Raw genomic sequence first — 18,494 nt, 5'->3', positions numbered from 1 at the left:
CATGCATACCGACACGCTGCTGCCGGGGGTGATGGTCAGCCTCGCCGAACTGCTGGACATGCGCCACCGCCTCAGCGAGGTGCAGCTGTTCTCCAGCGCCCTGCGGCGCAGCCCGCTGATCGGCCTGCACCATTCGAAGCTGCGCGGCCGCGGCGTCGACTTCGACCAGGTGCGTGTCTACCAGGCCGGCGACGACGTGCGCAACATCGACTGGCGGGTCACCGCACGCACCCAGGAGCCGCACACCAAGCTGTTCCACGAGGAGCGCGAGCGTCCTGTATTCCTGCTGATCGAGCAGAGCCCGCGGCTGTTCTTCGGCAGCGGCCAGTGCTTCAAGTCGGTGCTCGCCGCGCAGACCGCCGCGCTGTTCGGCTGGGCCGCCCTGGCCCACAACGACCGCATCGGCGGTCTGGTGTTCGACGACAGTCACTGCACCGAGGTGCGCCCGCGGCGCAGCAAGCAGAGCCTGCTGCAGCTGCTCGGCCGCCTGGTCAAGGCCAACCAGGCGCTGGCCGCGCCCGACGCGACCGAGGTGGCCGGCGACGGCCTCGGCCTGGCCCTGCGCCGCGCCCGCGAGGTGCTGCGCCCGGGCAGCCTGGTGCTGGTGATCTGCGACGAGCGGACCCTGCTGGACAGCGGCGAACAGCAGTGCGCCCTGCTGGCCCGCCACTGCGACCTGATCCTGCTGCCGCTGTCCGATCCCCTCGACCACGCGCTGCCGGCCGCCGGCCTGCTGCGCTTTGCCGATGCCCATGCCCGCCTCGAACTGGACACCGGCGACGCCGAGCTGCGCCAAACCTGGCGCGAACGCGGCGAGGCGCGCCGGCAACGCTGGCAGCGCATGGCGCAGAAGCTCGGCGTGCTGCTGCTGCCGCTGAGCACCCAGCGCGACCTGATCGAGCAACTGCGCGAGCACACCCTGCCGCAGCATGCGGGGCAGCAGGCATGAACCCGCTCGAGCAGCTCGCCGCGCCGATTGCGCCGCCGCCGCCCGGCTTCTGGCCGCCGGCCCCCGGCTGGTGGCTGCTGGCCGCCCTGCTACTGGCCGCGCTGCTGCTCTGGCGCCAGCGCGCCCGTTGGCGGGCCTGGTGGCAGCGCCAGGAAGCCCCGCCACCCGCTGCCGAAGCGCTCGACCCGCAGCGCCAGGCCGCCCTCGACGAGCTGCAGCGCCTGCCGCGCCCCTACGACCGCGCCCCGGCCGGCCCCTGGCTGCAGGCGATCAATGCCCTGCTCAAGCGCCTGTGCCGCGTCCACTATCCCGACAGCCACAGCCATACCCTGAGTGGGCGGGCCTGGCTGGCGTTTCTCGACAACCGCTGCCCGGCCGCCGGCCTGACCCGCTGGATGATCCTGGTGGAAGGCACCTACCGCGCCGACTGCCGGCTCGACGACAAGGCGATCAACGGCCTGCAGCAGGCCGTGGAAACCTGGATCCGCAAGCATGCTTGAACTCGCCTGGCCCTGGGTCTTCCTGCTCCTGCCGCTGCCCTGGCTGCTGCGCCTGCTGCTGCCGCCGGCCGACAGCGGCGAGGCGGCGCTCAAGGTGAGCTTTCTCGACGAGCTGGAAAGCCTCGCCGGACGCCGTGCCCGTCCGCGCCTGCCGGGCTGGCGACGCCAGGCGCCGTTCAGCCTGCTCTGGCTGCTGCTGCTGCTCGCCGCGGCGCGCCCGCAGTGGCTGGGCGAACCGCTGCCGCTGCCCTCGAGCGGGCGCGACCTGCTGCTGGCGGTGGATGTATCCGGCTCCATGGACTATCGCGACATGCAGTGGCAGGGCGAGCTGGTCAGCCGCCTGACCCTGGTCCAGCGGCTGCTCGGTGAGTTCATCGAGGGCCGCACCGGCGACCGCCTCGGCCTGATCCTGTTCGGCAGCCAGGCCTACCTGCAGACGCCACTGACCTTCGACCGCCACAGCGTGCGCAGCTGGCTGGACGAGGCGGTGGTCGGCATCGCCGGCAAGAACACCGCCATCGGCGACGCCATCGGCCTGGCCGTCAAGCGCCTGCGCCAGCGCCCTGCCGACAGCCGGGTGCTTATCCTGATCACCGACGGTGCCAACACCGGCGGCGAGGTGGCCCCGCTGACTGCCGCGCGCCTGGCCGCCGGCGAGCGGATGCGCATCTACACCATCGGCATCGGCGCCGATGCCGACCAGGCCGGCGCGATGGGCCTCTATGGCCTCAACCCCGGCCTCGATCTGGACGAGCCGCTGCTGCGCGAGCTGGCCGAAGTCAGCGGCGGCGAATACTTCCGCGCCCGCTCGCAGGACGAGCTACGGCGCATCGCCGCCACCCTCGATCGCCTCGAGCCGGCGGCCCAGGCGCCCACCACGGTGTACCAGGTCCGTCCGCTGTACGCCTGGCCGCTGGCCGCAGCCATGCTGCTCAGCCTGCTGCTGGTCGCCCACGAACTGTGGCCGCAGGTGCCGCTGCGCCTGCGGCGGAGGCGGCCATGAGCGACCTGCTGCCCCATCTGGCCCGTCCCGCCTGGCTGTTGCTGCTGCCGCTGGGCGGCTGGCTGCTCTGGCGCCTGTGGCACCGCGAGCGCCGCCTCGGCCGCTGGCAGGCGCTGCTGCCGGCGGCGTTCCAGCCCTGGCTGCTGCAGGGCGGCCGCCACCGGCAGAGCCGGCTGGCCTGGCTGCTGCTCGGCCTGGCCTGGCTGCTGGCCCTGCTGGCGCTGATCGGCCCCGGCTGGCAACGCCTGCAGCAGCCGGCGCAGCTGCGCAGCGACCCACTGGTGGCGATCATCGAGCTGACCCCGCAGATGCTCGCCGCCGACCTGGCGCCCAATCGTCTCGAGCAGACCCGGCGCAAGCTGCTCGACCTGCTCGCCGCACGCGGCGAGGCGCAGACCGCCATCGTCGTCTACGCCGGCAGCGCCCATGTGCTGGTGCCGCTGTCCGACGACCTGGCCACCGCGCAGAACCTGCTGGGCGCCCTGACCCCGTCGCTGATGCCCGCGCCCGGCCAGCGTGCCGACCTGGCCGTGCAGCGTGCCCTCGCCCTGCTCGACCAGGGCGCCAACGGCCAGGGCCGCCTGCTGCTGCTCAGCGGCGCCCTCGACGCCGCCGAGCAGAGCGGCATCCGCGCCGCCCTGGCGGGACGCGACAACCAGCTGCTGCTGCTCGGCGTCGGCACCCCGGCCGGCGCCCCGGTGCCGCTGGAAGATGGCGGCTTTCTGCGTGATGCGGCCGGCAGCATCGTCCTGCCACGACTGCACGGCGAGCAGCTGGCCGCCTTCGCCGCCAGCCTAGGCGGCAGCTACAGCGCCCTGCGCCTGGACGATGGCGATCTGGCCGACCTCGGCCTGCTGGCCAGCCGTGGCGCCCGCCGCGAGGCCGCGCCGGCCATGCAGCCGCTGGCCGGCTGGGCCGACCAGGGTCACTGGCTGCTGCTGCCGCTGCTCCTGCTGGCCGCCTGCGCCGGCCGCCGCGGCTGGCTGTTCGCCCTCGCCGCCCTGCTGATCACACCGCCACCGGCCATGGCCCTGGACTTCGCCGATCTGTGGTGGCGCGACGACCAGCAAGGCCGCCGCCTGCTCGAGGCCGGGCGCCCGGCGGAAGCCGCGCAGCGCTTCAGCGATCCGCAGTGGCGTGGCCTGGCCCACTACCAGGCCGGCGACTACGCCGCGGCGGCCGAAGCCTTTGCCCAGGGCACGGACGCCACCGCCCACTACAACCGCGGCAACGCCCTGGCCCGCGGCGGCGAGCTGGAAGGCGCGCTGGATGCCTACGAGCAGGCGCTGCGCGAGGATCCGCAGCTGGAGGTGGCGCGCCATAATCGCGAGTTGGTCGCGCAACTGCTGCTCAGCCAGGCGCAGGCCGCCGCGCAGGCTGCCGCCGAAAGCGAGCGCGAGGAGCGCGACGCGGCGGAATCCGCCCGCGCGGCCGCCGGCGAGCGCAGCGCTGCCAGTCAGCATCCCGCCCAGACGCCGAGCGACAGCCGACGCGAAGAGGGCCCACCGGCACAGGAAACGCCGGCGGCCAGCATTCCGGCCAGTGACCCCACGGCAGGCGCTGGCGAGGAGCAGGCCCCCAGCACGGAGGCGCCCCGCCAGACGCCCGCCGAGCCCGAAGCGGCGCCGCCCCCCGAGCGCGGCGAACAGCGCCAGGCCCTGGAGCAATGGCTGCGCCAGATCCCCGATGACCCGGCCGAACTGCTGCGCCGCAAGTTCTGGTACGAGCAGCAACAGCGGCAGGAACTCCCCCGATGAGCGCGTCCATGCACACCCCGGTCACCACCCTGCCCATCCGCCGCTGGCTGCGCGCCCTGCTCTGCCTGGCGGCGGCATTCGCTCTGCTGATCACCAGCCTCGCCAGCCAAGCCGCCGAACTGCGGGCGCGGGTCGACCGCAGCGAACTGGCCGTGGGCGAAATCGTCGAGCTGACCCTGGAGAGCGACGACCCGGTGCTGTTCGGCCGCCCCAACCTGACGCCCCTCGAGGAGCAGTTCGAAGTTCTCGACACCCGTCTGCTGACCCGCCAGGGTGATGACGGCGAGTCGGGCGACCTGAACAGCCGGCTGGTCATCGGCCTGCAACCGCGCGTGGCCGGGCAGCTGCAGATTCCCTCGCTGCAGATCGGCGAGGCGCGCTCGCCGGCCATCACCCTGCAGGTCAGCGAAGCCAGACCGGTCGCTGCCGCGCAAAGCCTGGCACCGGTCTTCGTCGACGCCCAGCTCGATCAGGACAGCGTCTACGTACAGGCCCAGGCCATCCTCACCCTGAGCGTCTACCACTCGCTGGCGCTGTACGACGACAGCCAGCTGAGCCCGCTGGAAATCGCCGAGGCGCGCGTGGAGCCTCTGGGTTCGCAGCGCACCTACGAGACCCTGATCGGCGGCGTGCGCCACGGCGTGATCGAAACGCGCTATGCGCTGTTTCCCCAGCAGAGCGGCGAGCTGTCGATTCCCGCCCTGCTGTTCAGCGCCACCGCCCTCGATCCGCAGGCGACCAGCCAGCAGCCGTTCGGGCCGCGCAGCGGGCGGCCGGTGCAGGTGCGCTCGCCGGCGCTGACCCTGCAGGTGAAGCCCAAGCCAGCCGACTACCCGGCCGGCGCGCCCTGGCTGCCGGCCCGGGTGCTGAACCTGAGCGAGCACTGGAGCCCGCCGGCGGACAAGCTGCAGGTCGGTGATTCGCTGACCCGCAGCCTGCTGATCCGCGCCGAGGGGCTGGCCAGCTCGCAGCTGCCACTGCTCGAACCGCGCATCCAGGAGCCCTGGCTGCGCCGTTATCCGGAGCAGCCGCGGCTGAGCAACCGCGAGGGCGAGCACGGCTTGATCGGCAGTCGCGAGGAAAGCAGCGCCCTGGTGCCGACCGCCGCCGGGCGCATCGAGCTGCCGGCGCTGGAAGTGGTGTGGTGGAGCACCGTCGAGGACCGCCTGATGCGCAGCCGTCTGCCGGCCCACACCCTGGAGGTGGAGGAGAACCCGGCACTGGTGGTGGAGGCCGCACCCGTGGTGCCGAGCGCGCCGCGGGCAGTCGAGGTCACCCTGTGGCCGTGGCAGTTGTCCACCGCTCTGCTCGGCCTGACCACCCTGCTCGGCTTCGGCCTGTGGTGGCGCGCGCGGCGCCTGCCGGCGGTGGCCCGCGCCGCCGCCAGCGGCCCCAGCCCGCGCACCCTGCAGGACGACCTGCGGCGCGCCTGCCAGAGCAACGACCCCCACGCCACCCGCCAGGCGCTCGACGCCTGGGCGCGCCAGCAGCCGGAAACCCTCGCCGACATGGCCGCGCGCTACGTGCCGCTGTCCGACGCCCTCGACGGCCTCAACGGCGCGCTGTACAGCGAAACCGGCCATTCCTGGCAGGGCGAGGCACTGTGGCAGGCCATCGGCAGCCTGCCCCCCGCCCATCACCTCGCCAACGGCGAGCCACCGGCCGGCTCGCTGCCACCGCTGTATCCGCGCTGATTCCGGCGCGGCAAGCGCCGCGCAGCAGCAGTGCACCCCTCGACAAAAGCCCGGGCCCGCAACAGCAAGCCCGACCGCGCCGATTTTTCTACTGTCATGACCTCTCGTTTCTTCCAACAACAACAAGAGATCTGTCATGGCCGGAAAACCTGCAAACCAGTATTCGGGGACCGATAGCGCGGTACCCCTCGATCAACGCCTCAGCCGCAGCTCGCTGACCATGGCCTGGTGGGGCATCTGCAGCGCGATGTTCTACCTGGTGGTCGGCGCCGCCCTGGCGATGGGCTTCGGCACGCGCAACGCGATCGTCGGCCTGCTGCTGTCGGTGGTCTGCTACGGGGCGATCAACGCGGTGATCAGCCGCTACGCCATTGCCAGTGGGCTGTCGGTGGCGCAGTTCTCGCGCCGGCTGTTCGGCCGCGCCGGCGCCGCCCTGGCGACCCTGCTGTTCAGCGCCACCGCCATCTACTACGCCGCCTTCGAGGGCTCGGTGATGGCGGTGGCCCTCAACCACTACGCCGGCGCGGTGAGCCTCGAGCAGGCCTACCTGATCGTGGTGGTGTACAGCGTGCTGCTGATCTTCGGCCACGCCATGCGCTGGCTGGACAAGCTCAACGGCGTGCTGCTGCCGCTGTACCTGCTCGGCCTGCTGGCGACCCTGCTGATGGCGGTCGGCGAGCACGGCTACTCCTCCGCCTGGCTGGATCTGGTCCCGGCGGGCGGCGCGGTCGAGTACGGCTGGTGGAACTGCTTCACCTACTTCATGGGCGTCTGGGTACTGATGATGTACACCTGGGACTACGCCCGCTTCGGCCGCCCCGAGGACAGCGACTACCACGCGCGCTTCAACTTCGGCATGCCGTTCTACGCGGTGGCCTTCCTGCTCAACGGCCTGGCCGGGATCTTCCTCGCCGCCACCATCCCCACCGAGGGCGGTGTCAGCGAGGTGTCGGTGGTGCTGTCGATCGTCCAGCTGATGGGCATCTGGGGCCTGCTGTTCGTGTGGGTCACCCAGACTCGCATCAATACCGGCAACTTCTTCCTCGGCGCGACCAACCTGCAGGCGCTGTGCACCGGCCTGGGCCTCGGCCGCGTGCCCTACATGGCCTGGGCGGCGCTCACCGGGCTGGTGGTCTACCTGCTGATGCGCTTCGACGTGTTCAGCTACATCCTCCAGGCTCTGGCCTGGCAGAGCATCTTCATCGTCGCCTGGGTGGCCATCGCCCTGGCGCACATTCTCGCCGCGCGCGGCGCGCCGCCGGCCGACGACACCAGCCTGCCGGCCTTCAACGCCCGCGGCCTGCTCGCCTGGTTCGCCGCCGCGGCCACGGGCATCGTCCTGCTCAAGGTCGGCGACGCCAGCCTGGCCACCTTCGCGGCGCCGGCCACCTTCGTCGTCGCCTTCGCCGGCTACCGGCTGCTGTCCGCCAACCGCCGGCGCGCCTGGTCAGCCAGCACCGACAGCCTCTGAGTCCGGCGCAGGCGCCCGCCTGCCCGACTCCCTCCCCGTTTCGGAACGCGCCGCCCCCCGGCAGCGCGTTCCGGTGTGCCCGAAAAAACAACGACAACACCCGGAGACACCTCATGCGTCACCCGCTTTCCCGCCGCACCACCCTGCTGCTGTGGCCGCTGCTGGCCGCCTTTGCCCTGCCGGCCAGCGCCGTGCAGGTCACCGACAACCTCGACCTCGGCGGCGCCATCCGCGCCCGCCTGGACTACGATCCCGACCGCGATCTCTCCGAGTTCGGCTTCGACACCGCCTTCCTCACCGCCGCCTACACCTCGGACAGCTGGATCGGCGCGGCCAAGTACCGCTTCTACGGCAAGCACTACCCGTTCGACTACACCGACGAGGTCGGCGACATCTCCTTCGCCGAGTACGCCTGGCTGGGCTACCGGTTCGACGCCGACCACCAGGTCCAGGCCGGCCTGATCCCGGTGCCGTTCGGCCTGCAGCCCTACTACGGCAGCACCTTCTTCGAGACCCTGGGCAGCGTGATCGGCATGGAGGACGCCCAGGACATCGGCATCAAGTACACCCAGCAGAGCGGCGCGTGGAACCTGCAGGCGGCCTGGTTCGCCATGCCGGCCGAACAGGGCCACGGCACCAGCCGCGGCGGCACCACCTACGGCACCGGGGTGGCCAGCGCCGACGCCTACGTGGTCGACGGCAGCGACAACCACGAGAAAGACATCCTGGTCGCACGTCTGGCACGCAGCCTGGAGCTGGGAAGTTGGACCTCGGAGATCGGCGTCTCGGCGCTGACCTCAACCCTGGAGAACCAGGACACCGGCGACGACGGCCATCGCCACGCCCTGGCCCTGCACTACCTCGGCACGCACGGCCCCTGGGGCGTGCAGATGCTGGCGGCACGCCAGGAAATGACCCCGGAGAATCCCGGCAGCGACAAGCTGGTGACCTTCGGCAGCTTCGACGGCACCTTCAACGTCGCCGCCAAGGGCAACCTCTACGTCGCCGACCTCAGCTATACGCTGCCCGGCGAGTACGGCTGGCTCTCCGGGGTCAAGCTGTACGCCAACTACAGCCACTTCACCAAGGACGTCAGCGGCTTCGAGGACTCGCAGCGCTTCATCGCCGGCAGTTCGTTCACCTTCGGCCCGCTGTGGATCGCCCTGGAATGGCTGCACGGCAAGCACGATCCATACATCGGCGGCGGCAGCTACACCCAGAGCCTCGGCGCCGGCGGCAGCGACCGTTGGGAAAACCAGCTGTACAGCAACATCGGCTACTACTTCTGAGCCGCCGTATCGCTACCCGATAGTCCCCTGTTCAGGCCAGCCTCGCGCTGGCCTTTTTTTTTCGTCCGCGCCCGCCGCCGTGACCCACGAACGAGTGCACGCAGACGCAAAAACCGGTGCGCCCCACGACAAGCCCGGGCGCCGCGCGCCGCGTAGCTTGTTGAGCAGGGCGGCGCCTCCCACGGCGCCCCTGTCCGACAACAACAAGATGTGGTGACCCATGAGTACAGTAGATCCGATCACCCTGGCGGTCGTGCGCGGTGCGCTCGAAACGGCCCAGCGCGAGATGACCCTGACCCTGGAAAAGACCGGCCGGTCGAGCGTGTTCAACCTGGCCCACGACTATTCCAACGCCCTGTTCGACCACTTCCCGGAAATGATCCTGCAAGGCCAGGACATCCCGATCCACCTCGGCTCACTGATCCCGGCGATGAAGTGCGTGGCCGAGTTCTTCGCGGGCGACATCGCCGAAGGCGACGTGATCTATCACAACGACCCGGCCTACAAGGGCAGCCACATCCTCGACTGCTGCATGTACAAACCGGTGTTCTACCAGGGCGAGCTGGTGTTCTGGACCGTGTGCAAGGGCCACCTCACCGACATCGGCGGCCCGGTGCCGGCCGGCTACAACCCGGACGCCAAGGAGATCTACGCCGAAGGCCTGCGCATTCCGCCGGTCAAGCTGTGGACCAACGGCAAACGCCGCGAGGACGTGTTCAACCTGCTGCTCACCAACATGCGCGCCCGTCCCTACCAGGAGGGCGACATCAATGCCCAGTACGGCGCCTGCTGCGTCGGCGAGCGCCACCTGCTGGAGCTGGTGGCCAAGTATGGCGTCGAGCAGGTGCGCGCCTGCATCGCCGAGCTGAAGAACATGGCCGACCGCCACATGCGCGCCCTGCTGCGCGACGTGCCGGACGGCCACTACAGCGGCACCGCGATCCTCGAGGACTCCGGCCACGGCCTCGGCGAGCTGGCGATCACCGCCCACGTGGAAATCCGCGGCGACGAGGCGCACGTGCGCATCGACAGCCCGCCCCAGGTGCCCTACTTCATCAACTCCTACGAGGGCAACTCGGTGTCCGGGGTCTACCTGGGCCTGATGATGTTCGCCCAGGTGCCGCCGCCCTACAACGAAGGCCTGTACCGCTGCGTCAGCGTCGACCTCGGGCCCAAGGGCACCCTGTGCAACGCCGAGGAGCCGGCGCCGCACGTCAACTGCACCACCACGCCGATGGAAACCCTCGCCGACGCCGTGCGTCTGGCGCTGGAGCAGGCCGCGCCCGAGCGCGTCACCGCCTCCTGGGGCCACGCAAGCGGCATCAACATCGCCGGCCACGACCCGCGCCGCGGCGGCGACGAGTACGTGACCATGGTGCTCGCCTCGATCATCTCCGGCGCCGGCGCCAACAAGGTGATGGACGGCTGGCACGCCTGCGGCCCGCTGTGCTGCTTCGGCGCGCTGATGAGCGGCGACATCGAGCTGCTCGAGTACTCCTACCCGATCGTCATCCACCGCTACAGCCTGATGAGCGACAGCGGCGGCGCCGGCGAGCTGCGCGGCGGCTCCGGCACCCGCCTGGAGATCGAACCGCTGGAGCACGAGATGACCGTGGTCGGCTTCGGCGAGGGCCGCCAGCTGGCCACCGCCGGCGCCGCCGGGGCACGCAACGCGCTGATCGAACCCAAGCTCGGCCGCCTGATCCACCGCCGCGCCGACGGCGAGGAAACCCACTACATCCAGAACCCAGTGCTGACCGTGCGCCCCGGCGAGCGGGTGATCAACGTCAATCCCGGTGGCGGTGGCTACGGCGACCCGCTGCGCCGCCCGGTCGCCGCGGTCCTCGACGACCTGCGCAACGGCCTGGTCTCCGCCGAGGGCGCGCGCCTCGAGTACGGGGTGATCGTCGACGCCGACGGCCATCTCGACGAAGCCGCCACCCGCGCCGCCCGCGCCCCCCACTGAGCACTGCTGAGGAACATCGACATGCGTAACCAATATCGTCTGGGCATCGACGCCGGCGGCACCTTCACCGACTTCATCCTCGCCGACCGCGACGGCGGCGTGCAGCTGTTCAAGGCGCCGTCCACCCCGCAGGACGGAACCCTCGCGATCCGCGCCGGCCTGGCGCAGATCGCCGACGCCGTCGGCCGCTCGCCGGCCGAGATCATTGCCGACTGCGACCTGTGCATCAACGGCACCACCGTGGCGCTCAACGCGCTGATCGAGCGCACCGGGGTCAAGGTCGGCCTGCTGTGCACCGAGGGTCACGAGGACAGCCTGGAGATCCGTCTCGGCCACAAGGAGGAAGGCCACCGCTACGACGCCCACTACCCGCCGGCGCACATGCTGGTGCCGCGCCACCTGCGCCGCCCGGTGGGCGGGCGCATCCTCAGCGACGGCCGCGAGTACAGCCCTCTGGACGAGGCCGCGGTGCGCGAGGCCATCGAGTACTTCCGCGCCGAGGGCGTCGAGGCGGTGGCGATCTCCTTCGTCTGGTCGGTGCGCAACCCGACCCACGAGCAGCGCGCCGCCGAGATGGTGCGCGCTGCCCTGCCCGGGGTGTTCGTCTGCACCGGCGTCGAGGTGTTCCCGCAGATCCGCGAATACACCCGCACCTCGACCACCGTGGTCAACGCCTACCTGAGCCCGGTGATGGCGCGCTACGTCGAGCGCATCGACACGCTGTTCGAGGAGCTCGGCGCCCAGCAGCCGGTGCGCTACTTCCAGTCCAACGGCGGCCTGGCGCCGGGCGGCATGATGCGCGAGCGCGCGGTCAACGCGATCAACTCCGGCCCGGCCTCGGCGCCGCAGGCCGGTCTGTCGGTGGCCAAGCCGTTCGACATCGACAACGTGATCACCGTCGACATGGGCGGCACCTCGTTCGACATCACCCTGACCAGCGCCGGGCGCACCAACTTCAGCAAGGACGTCGACTTCCTGCGCCAGCGTATCGGCGTGCCGATGATCCAGGTGGAAACCCTCGGCGCCGGCGGCGGCTCGATCGCCCACCTCGACGAGTTCGGCATGCTCCAGGTCGGCCCGCGCAGCGCCGGCGCCAAGCCCGGCCCGGTGTGCTACGGCAAGGGCGGCACCGAACCCACGGTGACCGACGCCAACCTGGTGCTCGGCTACCTGCCCGACGGCGCCCTGCTCGGCGGCAGCATCCGCCTCAACCGCCAGGCGGCGCTGGACGCCATCCGCAGCAAGATCGCCGACCCGCTGGGCATCAGCATCGAGCGCGCGGCCTACGGCATCACCACCCTGGTCAACCTGAACATGGTCAACGGCATCCGCCGCGTGTCGATCGAGCGCGGCCACGATCCGCGCGACTTCGCCCTGATCGGTGCCGGCGGCGCAGCCGGCCTGCACGTGGTGCGCCTGGCCGAAGAGATCGGCATCCACACCGTGCTGATCCCCAAGGTCGCCTCCGGCCTGTGCGCCTTCGGCCAGATCCTCTCCGACATGCGCTACGACCAGCTGACCACCCTGCCGATGCGCCTGGACGCCGGCCACGCCGACCTCGCGCAGCTCAACCAGGCGCTGGCCGAACTGCGCGGCAAGGGCCTGGACAACCTACGCGACGACGGCTTCGGCGCCGACGCCATCGAGTGCCACTACACCCTGGAGATGCGCTACCTCGGGCAGATCCACGAGTGCAGCGTGGAGCTGGCCAGCAGCCGGCTCGACGAGCAGGGCCTGACCGCGCTGTGCGACGCCTTCCACCAGCGTCACCAGTCTCTGTATTCCTACAGCGAGCCGGGCAGTCCGGTGGAACTGGTCAACCTGGAGTGCTCGGTGATCGGCCGCCTGCCGCGCCCGCCGTTGCCCGAATTGCCGCTGCCGACCGAGGTCGGCGAGCCGGTCCCGTCCAGCCTGCGCAAGATGCTGTTCAGCGCCGACGGCGAGTGGCAGCCGACCGCGGTGTACGACGGCAACCGCCTGCAGCCGGGGCAGACCATGCAGGGCCCGTGCGTGATCGAGGAAAACACCACCAACATCGTCATCCCGCCGGGCTGGCAGGCGAGCCTGACGCCATCCGCCACCTACCGGGTGACGCCACGGACTTGACCACCCGGTCACCCAGGCCAATGATGGCGAAATAACGGCGCGGCAGGGATTTCCCTGCCGCGCTGTCCTCAGAACAACGATAATTGTGAGGACGGGCCATGGCACATCAACTCTCCACCCGGTATTGGCCGCAACACGAGCGGCAACCGCGCTGGGCAGAAGCTATCGGCAACACCTACTTCCCCCTGACCCTCGAATTCAATCCGGGCGCCAGCTTCCAGGGCAGCCTGCGCATCTGGGACACGCCCAGCACCCCGCTCACCCTCTCGCGCCTGCGCTCCAGCCAGCTCGCCTACTCGCGCAGCAAGGCCCAGGTCAGCCAGGATCCGGAGGCCTGCTACCTGGTCACCGTGCCGCGGCAGACCGAGGTGCACTTCGAGCAGGACGGCCGCGAACTGCGCTGCCAGCCAGGCGGCTTCATCGTCGAGCGCGGCGATGCGCCCTACCGCTTCCACTACGCCGCCGACAACGATCTGTGGGTGTTCAAGCTGCCCGAACGCGCCCTGCACGGCCAACTGCGCGGCGCCGAGCGCTACACCCGCTTCTGCTTCGACGCCCGCCGCGGCCTCGGGCGGATCTTCGTCGAGCAACTCGGCCTGTGCGCCGCGCGCTTCGACGAGTGCGATCAGGCGGCCCGCCACCTGCTGCTCGAACAGGCCATGACCACCCTGCTGATGGCCCTGCGCCAGGACGAGCGGGTGCTCAACAGCGAGACCTCGACCCTCGCCGCGGTGCACCTGCAGCGCGTCGAGCAGTACGTCGAGCGCAATCTGGCCAACCCCGAGCTGGCCCCGCCACAGATCGCCGAGGCCTGCGGCCTGTCGCTGCGCTACCTGCACAAGCTGTTCGCCGCCACGCCCTACACCCTCGGCGAGTGGGTCCGCCTGCAGCGCCTGGAGGCCGTGCACCGCCAGCTGCGCGACCCGCACTGCCACCTGTCGATCGGCGAACTGGCGTTCCGCTGGGGCTTCAACGACCAGGCCCAGTTCACCCGCGCCTTCCGCCAGCAGTACGGCTGCACCGCGCGGGAGGTGCGTGGGGGGTTGCAAAAGCGTGCGGACTGAGGGCAACGCTCAATGAAAAACCGCGCCATGGGAGGGCGCGGTTCCGGTTCGCAAGGGTCGATGACTCGCCAACGGTTTGTAAACCAGAGCCCCGAACAGCGCCAGTAGATTGCTACCAGTGACACACCCAGGACTTTCGTGATCAGCCACCCCACTCAAGGGCAGGGCTACCCGCCGATCTTCTTGACGAAGTGGTGGCAGCCGATCTGGTAGTGGTGGCGCATGTACAGGCGATGGGCCGCCGCCCGCTCCCGGCCGACGCCGGAGTCCAGATGCACGGCGCTGCAGCCCAGGCGTGCCGCCTCGGCTTCGGCCCACGCCATCAGGCGGTCGCCGAAACCCCGCCCGCGCCACTCGGGCAGGGTGGCGATGTCGACGATGTACAGCGACTTGCCCAGCCACAGCGAGTGCTGGATGCGGTAGCCGAGCACGGCGGCGGCCGCGGGCGAGTCGTCGCCGAAGATGCCGACCAGCTGGTAGCCGTTGGGCCGCAACTGCTGGTCGATCACGCGAACCATTTCCTCCGGCACGTAGTGCGGCCAGAGCTCGCGCAAGGCGTCGACCGCGCTGGCGGTGTTGTCTGCCGTGATCGGTACGACCTGGATGTTCAAGGGGACCTCCTTTTCGGGTTGCGATCCGTGGTTCGGGCAGGCTCCTGACTCGACGCCAGCCGCTTGCTGTGTCCGCTGACGCAAGAGGGCCGGCTTGCGCCGGCCCTCCTCTCAGCTCACTTGGCCCACTGCGCCGTGTCTTCCAGCGCGCGTTCGAAGCGTTCGAGCAGCAGGCCCATCTCCTGCTCGTCGATGATCAGCGGCGGGCAGAAGGCGATGGCGTCGCCCATGGCGCGGGTGATCAGGCCGTGCTGCTGGGCGCGGCCGGCCAGGTAGCGGCCGAGGGTGCCGGTAGCCTGGTACGGCGTCTTGCTGTCCTTGTCGCCGACCAGTTCGACCGCGGCGATCAGGCCGCAGCCGCGTACCTCGCCGACCAACGGGTGGTCGGTGAAGCGGCGCAGCGCGGCGTGCATGCGCTCGCCCATCGCCGCGGCGTGGGCGATCAGGTTGTCCTCCTCGATGATCTTCAGGTTCTCCAGCGCCACCGCGGTGGCTACCGGGTGGCCGCTGGCGGTGAAACCGTGGCCGAGGGTGCCGAGGCTGCCGCTCTGTTCGGCGATGGGCTGGTACACGGCGTCGTTGATCAGCACCGCGGCGATCGGCTGGTAGGACGAGGACAGCTGCTTGGACACCACCATGATGTCCGGCCGGATGCCGAAGGTCTGGCTGCCGAACATCTGGCCGGTGCGCCCGAAGCCGCAGATCACCTCGTCGGCGATCACCAGGATGTCGTACTTGCGGCACACCTGCTGGACCTTGGTCCAGTAGGTGTGCGGCGGCACGATCACCCCGCCGGCGCCCATCAGCGGCTCGCCGATGAAGGCGGCGATGGTCTCCGGGCCCTCGGCGAGGATGGTCTGCTCCAGCTCGGCGGCCAGGCGGTCGGCGAACAGCTCCTCGCTCTCCCCCGGCAGGGCGTTGCGGTAGTGGTGTGGACAGCCGACGTGCAGGAAACCCGGCAGCGGCAGGCCGAAGCCGCGGTGGTTGGCCGGCAGGCCGGTGAGGCTGGCGCTGGCCACGGTGATGCCGTGGTAGGCGTTGGTGCGGGCGATGAACTTGTTCTTTTCCGGCTTGCCGAGGGCGTGGTTGCGGAACCACACCAGCTTGACCACGGTGTCGTTGGCCTCGGAGCCGGAGTTGGTGAAGAACACCTTGCTCATCGGCACCGGCGCCATCTGGATCAGCTTCTCGGCCAGCTCGATACTCGGCCGGTGCGCCTTGTGGCTGAACAGGTGGTAGAACGGCAGGGTTTCGAGCTGCTGCTGCGCGGCGCGGATCAGGCGCTGGTTGCTGAAGCCCAGCGCGGCGCTCCACAGCCCGGACATGCCCTCGATGTAGTCCTTGCCCTGCTCGTCGAAGACGTACACGCCTTCGCCGCGCTCGATGATCAGCGGACCCTGCTCCTCGTGCTGGCGGGCGTTGGTGTAGGGATGCAGCTGGTACTGGACGTCTTTTTCGCGGAGCGAGGAAGCGGGCTGGGTCATGACGCACTCTCCATGGGATAGGGGCAAGGCATTCAAGGCTTCAGGCGGTCTGGCGCTGCCTGTCGAAGCCGGGCAGGTCGGCGAGCTGGGCGTCGATCTGCTCGATGATGTAGGCACCAATCGGGATCGCCGAGGTGGCCGCCGGCGACGGCGCGTTGCACACGTTGACGCTGCGCCGCGTGTTGCGGAACAGGAAGTCCTCGATCAGCTTGCCCTCGCGGGATACCGCCTGGGCGCGCACGCCCGCCGGGTAGGGCTTGAGGTCCTTCAGCTCGATGCTCGGGCAGTACTTGCGCACTTCCTGCAGGTAGCCGCGCTTGAACAGCGAGTTGCGCATCTCCACCAGGCCGGGGCGCAGGTTGTTCTTCAGCACCCTGAGGATGCCTGGGTCGGTGAGCATGGCGAAGGTGTCGGAGAGCGAGATGTCGCGCTTGCGGTAGCCCTCGCGCTTGAGCGCCAGCACCGCGTTGGGGCCGACCGTCACGGTGCCGTCGATCATCCGCGTCAGGTGCACGCCAAGGAACGGCATCGACGGGTCGGGGATCGGGTAGATCAGGTGGTTGACGATGCGGTTGTGCTCGGCCGGCAGCAGGTAGTACTCGCCGCGGAACGGGCAGATGCTGAAGCCGGGATCGAGGCCGAGCATGCGCACCACGCGGTCGGCCATCAGCCCCGAGCAGGAGACCATGAAGCGGCTGGTGAACTCGCCGGCGCTGGTCTTGACCAGCATCTCGGTGGGACGTTCGTCGAGGCCGATCACCTCGACGCCGTAGCGGATCTCGCCGCCGCGCATCTGGAACTCACGGGCCATGGCCGCGGTGACCTCGGCGTAGCTGACGATGCCGCTGGACGGCACGAAGATGCCGCCGATGCCGGTGATGTTCGGCTCGCGCTCGCGCAATGCGCCGGCGGACAGCCACTCGCGCTCCAGGCCGTTGGCTTCGGTGCGCTCCCACAGCGCCTGCATGCGCTGCATTTCCAGCTCGTTGGTGGCGACCAAGAGCTTGCCGCACTCGTCGAAGCAGATGCCGTGCTCGGTGCAGAATTCCTTGGTCGCCCGGTTGCCGGCCAGGCAGAAGCGCGCCTTGAGGCTGCCGGGGGTGTAGTAGACACCGGCATGGATCACGCCGCTGTTGTGACCGGTCTGGTGGCGCGCCGGCGCGGATTCCTTCTCCAGCAGCAGCATCCGGCTGTCGGGATAGGCGCGGAGCAGTTGCATGGCGGTGGACATGCCGATGATGCCGCCGCCGATGATGATGAAGTCGTACACCTTGTCTGCCCTTCTTGAATGGTGGTTATGGGGCACGCGAGGGCGGCGCACGCGGATCTCCGCCCTCGCGAATGGCGATCAGAGCCGTAGAGGCTGCTCACGATCTCGCGAGCTAGAGCCAGGCAAGGCGAAATCGGTTGAGGAAGCGGAGTTTACGAGTGGTAAATGAGCATTCCGAAACCGATTTCAACGCAGCATGGCCGACGCGCAGCAGATCGTGATCAGGCTCTTACTGACGCGGCTGACGCAACACCTTCTTGTGGGTGAAGTAGCCGCGCTGGCGCATCAGCTCGCGGCGCAGCCCCGAGTGGGCGATGAAGCGGTCGCGGCCGTGCAGCCAGCTGTGGTTGTTGATCAGCAGGAAGCTGCCCACCGGCACGCGTACCGACAGCTTGGCCGCGCTGCCTTCGATGGAGTCGCACAGGTCGGCCAGCCAGTTGCCTTCCTCGAAGTTCTTCGGCTGCACGAACTGGTCGATGTAGCTGATGATCGGCCGCCCGGCGACGTCGGTATCGAACACCGCGTGGTAGATGTCCTTGGCGACATTCTTGCTCGGCGGTGCGCTCCAGCGCATTTCACGGCGCGCCAGCGGGTGGGTGTAGAAGCGCTCGAGGTCTTCCCAGTCGTCCAGGTGCAGCAGCAGCGAGTTGCCACCTTCCATGTTCTGCTCGTCGATCTTCAGCATCAGCACGTAGTCGGTGTCCTGCTCGACGAAGGTGCCATCGGTGTGCAGCTCCATCACCCGGTGCGCCTGGCGCAGGTAGCTGTCGGAGTTGTCCTCGTTCTGCACCACGAAGCGCGCGTAGTACTGGCCGCTCATCGCGTCGTAGTTGGAGCGGCCGAACAGGTGGGCCACGGCGGTGGTGAACTTGACCATGTCCTCGGCCTGCGCCACCGAATCCAGCCCTTCCGGGGTGATCAGCAGGGCCCCGGTATCACGGTCGGCCAGGGTGTCGATCAGCAGTGGCTGCAGGGTGTTGCCGCACAGCTCGTCGAGCAGGCGCGCGCAGCGAAAGCGCAGGAACGACTTGTACTCCAGCGCCTGCACCGGGTATTCGGCGACCGCGGCGAGGAAGGCCTCGACGATGCTCTGCGGGAAGGTCAGCTGCAGCAGGCGCGGCGAATACGGCGAAGGCGCCAGGCTGAAGCCCTGCGGCTCGAGCGGCTGGACGACGGAAGGCTTGAGTTGGACAACGCTGGTCATGGCGGGCGCTCCTGGACAAGGCGACAATTGAATGAGACGTTCTTGTTTAATGTCGGCGTAAATTAAAAATATCGACATTTTTATCGGGTGTCAAAAATTTCCAACATATGCGGACAAAAGGAGTAT

Annotated in this window: 14 protein-coding genes; 10 read left to right on the top strand and 4 right to left on the bottom strand. The window is 69.5% G+C overall.

What is annotated here, in order from left to right:
• Position 1: 1 nt before the first annotated feature.
• From BMZ19_RS09055 to BMZ19_RS09010, 10 genes are all read left to right on the top strand, one after another.
• Positions 2 to 949 carry a DUF58 domain-containing protein gene (locus BMZ19_RS09055; protein ID WP_090310099.1) on the top strand — a complete coding sequence of 316 codons (948 nt, stop codon included), beginning with the start codon at positions 2 to 4 and terminating at the stop codon, positions 947 to 949.
• Positions 946 to 1,449, top strand: a complete 504-nt coding sequence (locus BMZ19_RS09050) for a DUF4381 domain-containing protein (protein WP_090310098.1) — start codon at positions 946 to 948, stop codon at positions 1,447 to 1,449. Before BMZ19_RS09055 ends, BMZ19_RS09050 begins: the two co-directional genes overlap by 4 nt.
• Positions 1,442 to 2,452, top strand: coding sequence for a vWA domain-containing protein (locus tag BMZ19_RS09045; RefSeq protein ID WP_090310095.1), 1,011 nt, complete (start codon positions 1,442 to 1,444; stop codon positions 2,450 to 2,452). Before BMZ19_RS09050 ends, BMZ19_RS09045 begins: the two co-directional genes overlap by 8 nt.
• Positions 2,449 to 4,209 (top strand): tetratricopeptide repeat protein, encoded by a 1,761-nt coding sequence (locus BMZ19_RS09040; RefSeq protein ID WP_090310093.1) that lies wholly within the window; start codon positions 2,449 to 2,451, stop codon positions 4,207 to 4,209. The genes BMZ19_RS09045 and BMZ19_RS09040 overlap by 4 nt, the downstream gene beginning before the upstream one ends.
• A gap of 8 nt (positions 4,210 to 4,217) precedes the next feature.
• Positions 4,218 to 5,903, top strand: a complete 1,686-nt coding sequence (locus BMZ19_RS09035; RefSeq protein WP_090310424.1) for a BatD family protein — start codon at positions 4,218 to 4,220, stop codon at positions 5,901 to 5,903.
• A gap of 136 nt (positions 5,904 to 6,039) precedes the next feature.
• The gene (locus tag BMZ19_RS09030; protein WP_090310091.1) at positions 6,040 to 7,374 is read left to right on the top strand and encodes a purine-cytosine permease family protein; all 1,335 of its coding nucleotides are present in this window, start codon (positions 6,040 to 6,042) and stop codon (positions 7,372 to 7,374) included.
• A gap of 113 nt (positions 7,375 to 7,487) precedes the next feature.
• Positions 7,488 to 8,663: a hypothetical protein gene (locus BMZ19_RS09025; RefSeq protein ID WP_090310089.1), complete on the top strand. Its 1,176-nt coding sequence runs from the start codon at positions 7,488 to 7,490 to the stop codon at positions 8,661 to 8,663.
• Positions 8,664 to 8,883: 220 nt separating this feature from the next.
• Positions 8,884 to 10,629: a caprolactamase subunit beta gene (gene capB, locus BMZ19_RS09020; protein WP_090310087.1), complete on the top strand. Its 1,746-nt coding sequence runs from the start codon at positions 8,884 to 8,886 to the stop codon at positions 10,627 to 10,629.
• A 21-nt stretch (positions 10,630 to 10,650) separates the two neighbouring features.
• The gene (gene capA, locus BMZ19_RS09015) at positions 10,651 to 12,735 is read left to right on the top strand and encodes a caprolactamase subunit alpha (RefSeq protein ID WP_090310085.1); all 2,085 of its coding nucleotides are present in this window, start codon (positions 10,651 to 10,653) and stop codon (positions 12,733 to 12,735) included.
• A 98-nt stretch (positions 12,736 to 12,833) separates the two neighbouring features.
• Positions 12,834 to 13,799 carry an AraC-like ligand-binding domain-containing protein gene (locus tag BMZ19_RS09010; protein ID WP_090310083.1) on the top strand — a complete coding sequence of 322 codons (966 nt, stop codon included), beginning with the start codon at positions 12,834 to 12,836 and terminating at the stop codon, positions 13,797 to 13,799.
• Between the two features lie 167 nt (positions 13,800 to 13,966).
• Here BMZ19_RS09010 and BMZ19_RS09005 read toward each other — a convergent pair whose 3' ends face one another.
• The 4 genes from BMZ19_RS09005 to glaH all read right to left on the bottom strand — a co-directional run bounded on the left by BMZ19_RS09005 (position 13,967) and on the right by glaH (position 18,368).
• Entirely contained in the window at positions 13,967 to 14,410 is a 444-nt protein-coding gene (locus BMZ19_RS09005) for a GNAT family N-acetyltransferase (RefSeq protein ID WP_090310081.1), read from the bottom strand.
• 116 nt (positions 14,411 to 14,526) lie between these two features.
• Positions 14,527 to 15,894 (bottom strand): aspartate aminotransferase family protein, encoded by a 1,368-nt coding sequence (locus BMZ19_RS09000; RefSeq protein ID WP_090310078.1) that lies wholly within the window; start codon positions 15,892 to 15,894, stop codon positions 14,527 to 14,529.
• Positions 15,895 to 15,934: 40 nt separating this feature from the next.
• Positions 15,935 to 17,164, bottom strand: a complete 1,230-nt coding sequence (gene lhgO, locus BMZ19_RS08995; RefSeq protein ID WP_090310075.1) for an L-2-hydroxyglutarate oxidase — start codon at positions 17,162 to 17,164, stop codon at positions 15,935 to 15,937.
• A gap of 229 nt (positions 17,165 to 17,393) precedes the next feature.
• Positions 17,394 to 18,368 carry a glutarate dioxygenase GlaH gene (glaH, locus tag BMZ19_RS08990; RefSeq protein WP_090310072.1) on the bottom strand — a complete coding sequence of 325 codons (975 nt, stop codon included), beginning with the start codon at positions 18,366 to 18,368 and terminating at the stop codon, positions 17,394 to 17,396.
• Positions 18,369 to 18,494 lie beyond the last annotated feature (126 nt).

The sequence above is a fragment of the Pseudomonas linyingensis genome (genome assembly GCF_900109175.1).
GTDB lineage: Bacteria > Pseudomonadota > Gammaproteobacteria > Pseudomonadales > Pseudomonadaceae > Geopseudomonas > Geopseudomonas linyingensis.
Note: the sequence above shows the minus strand (reverse complement) of the source record. Positions and strands in the feature narration are given on the sequence as shown.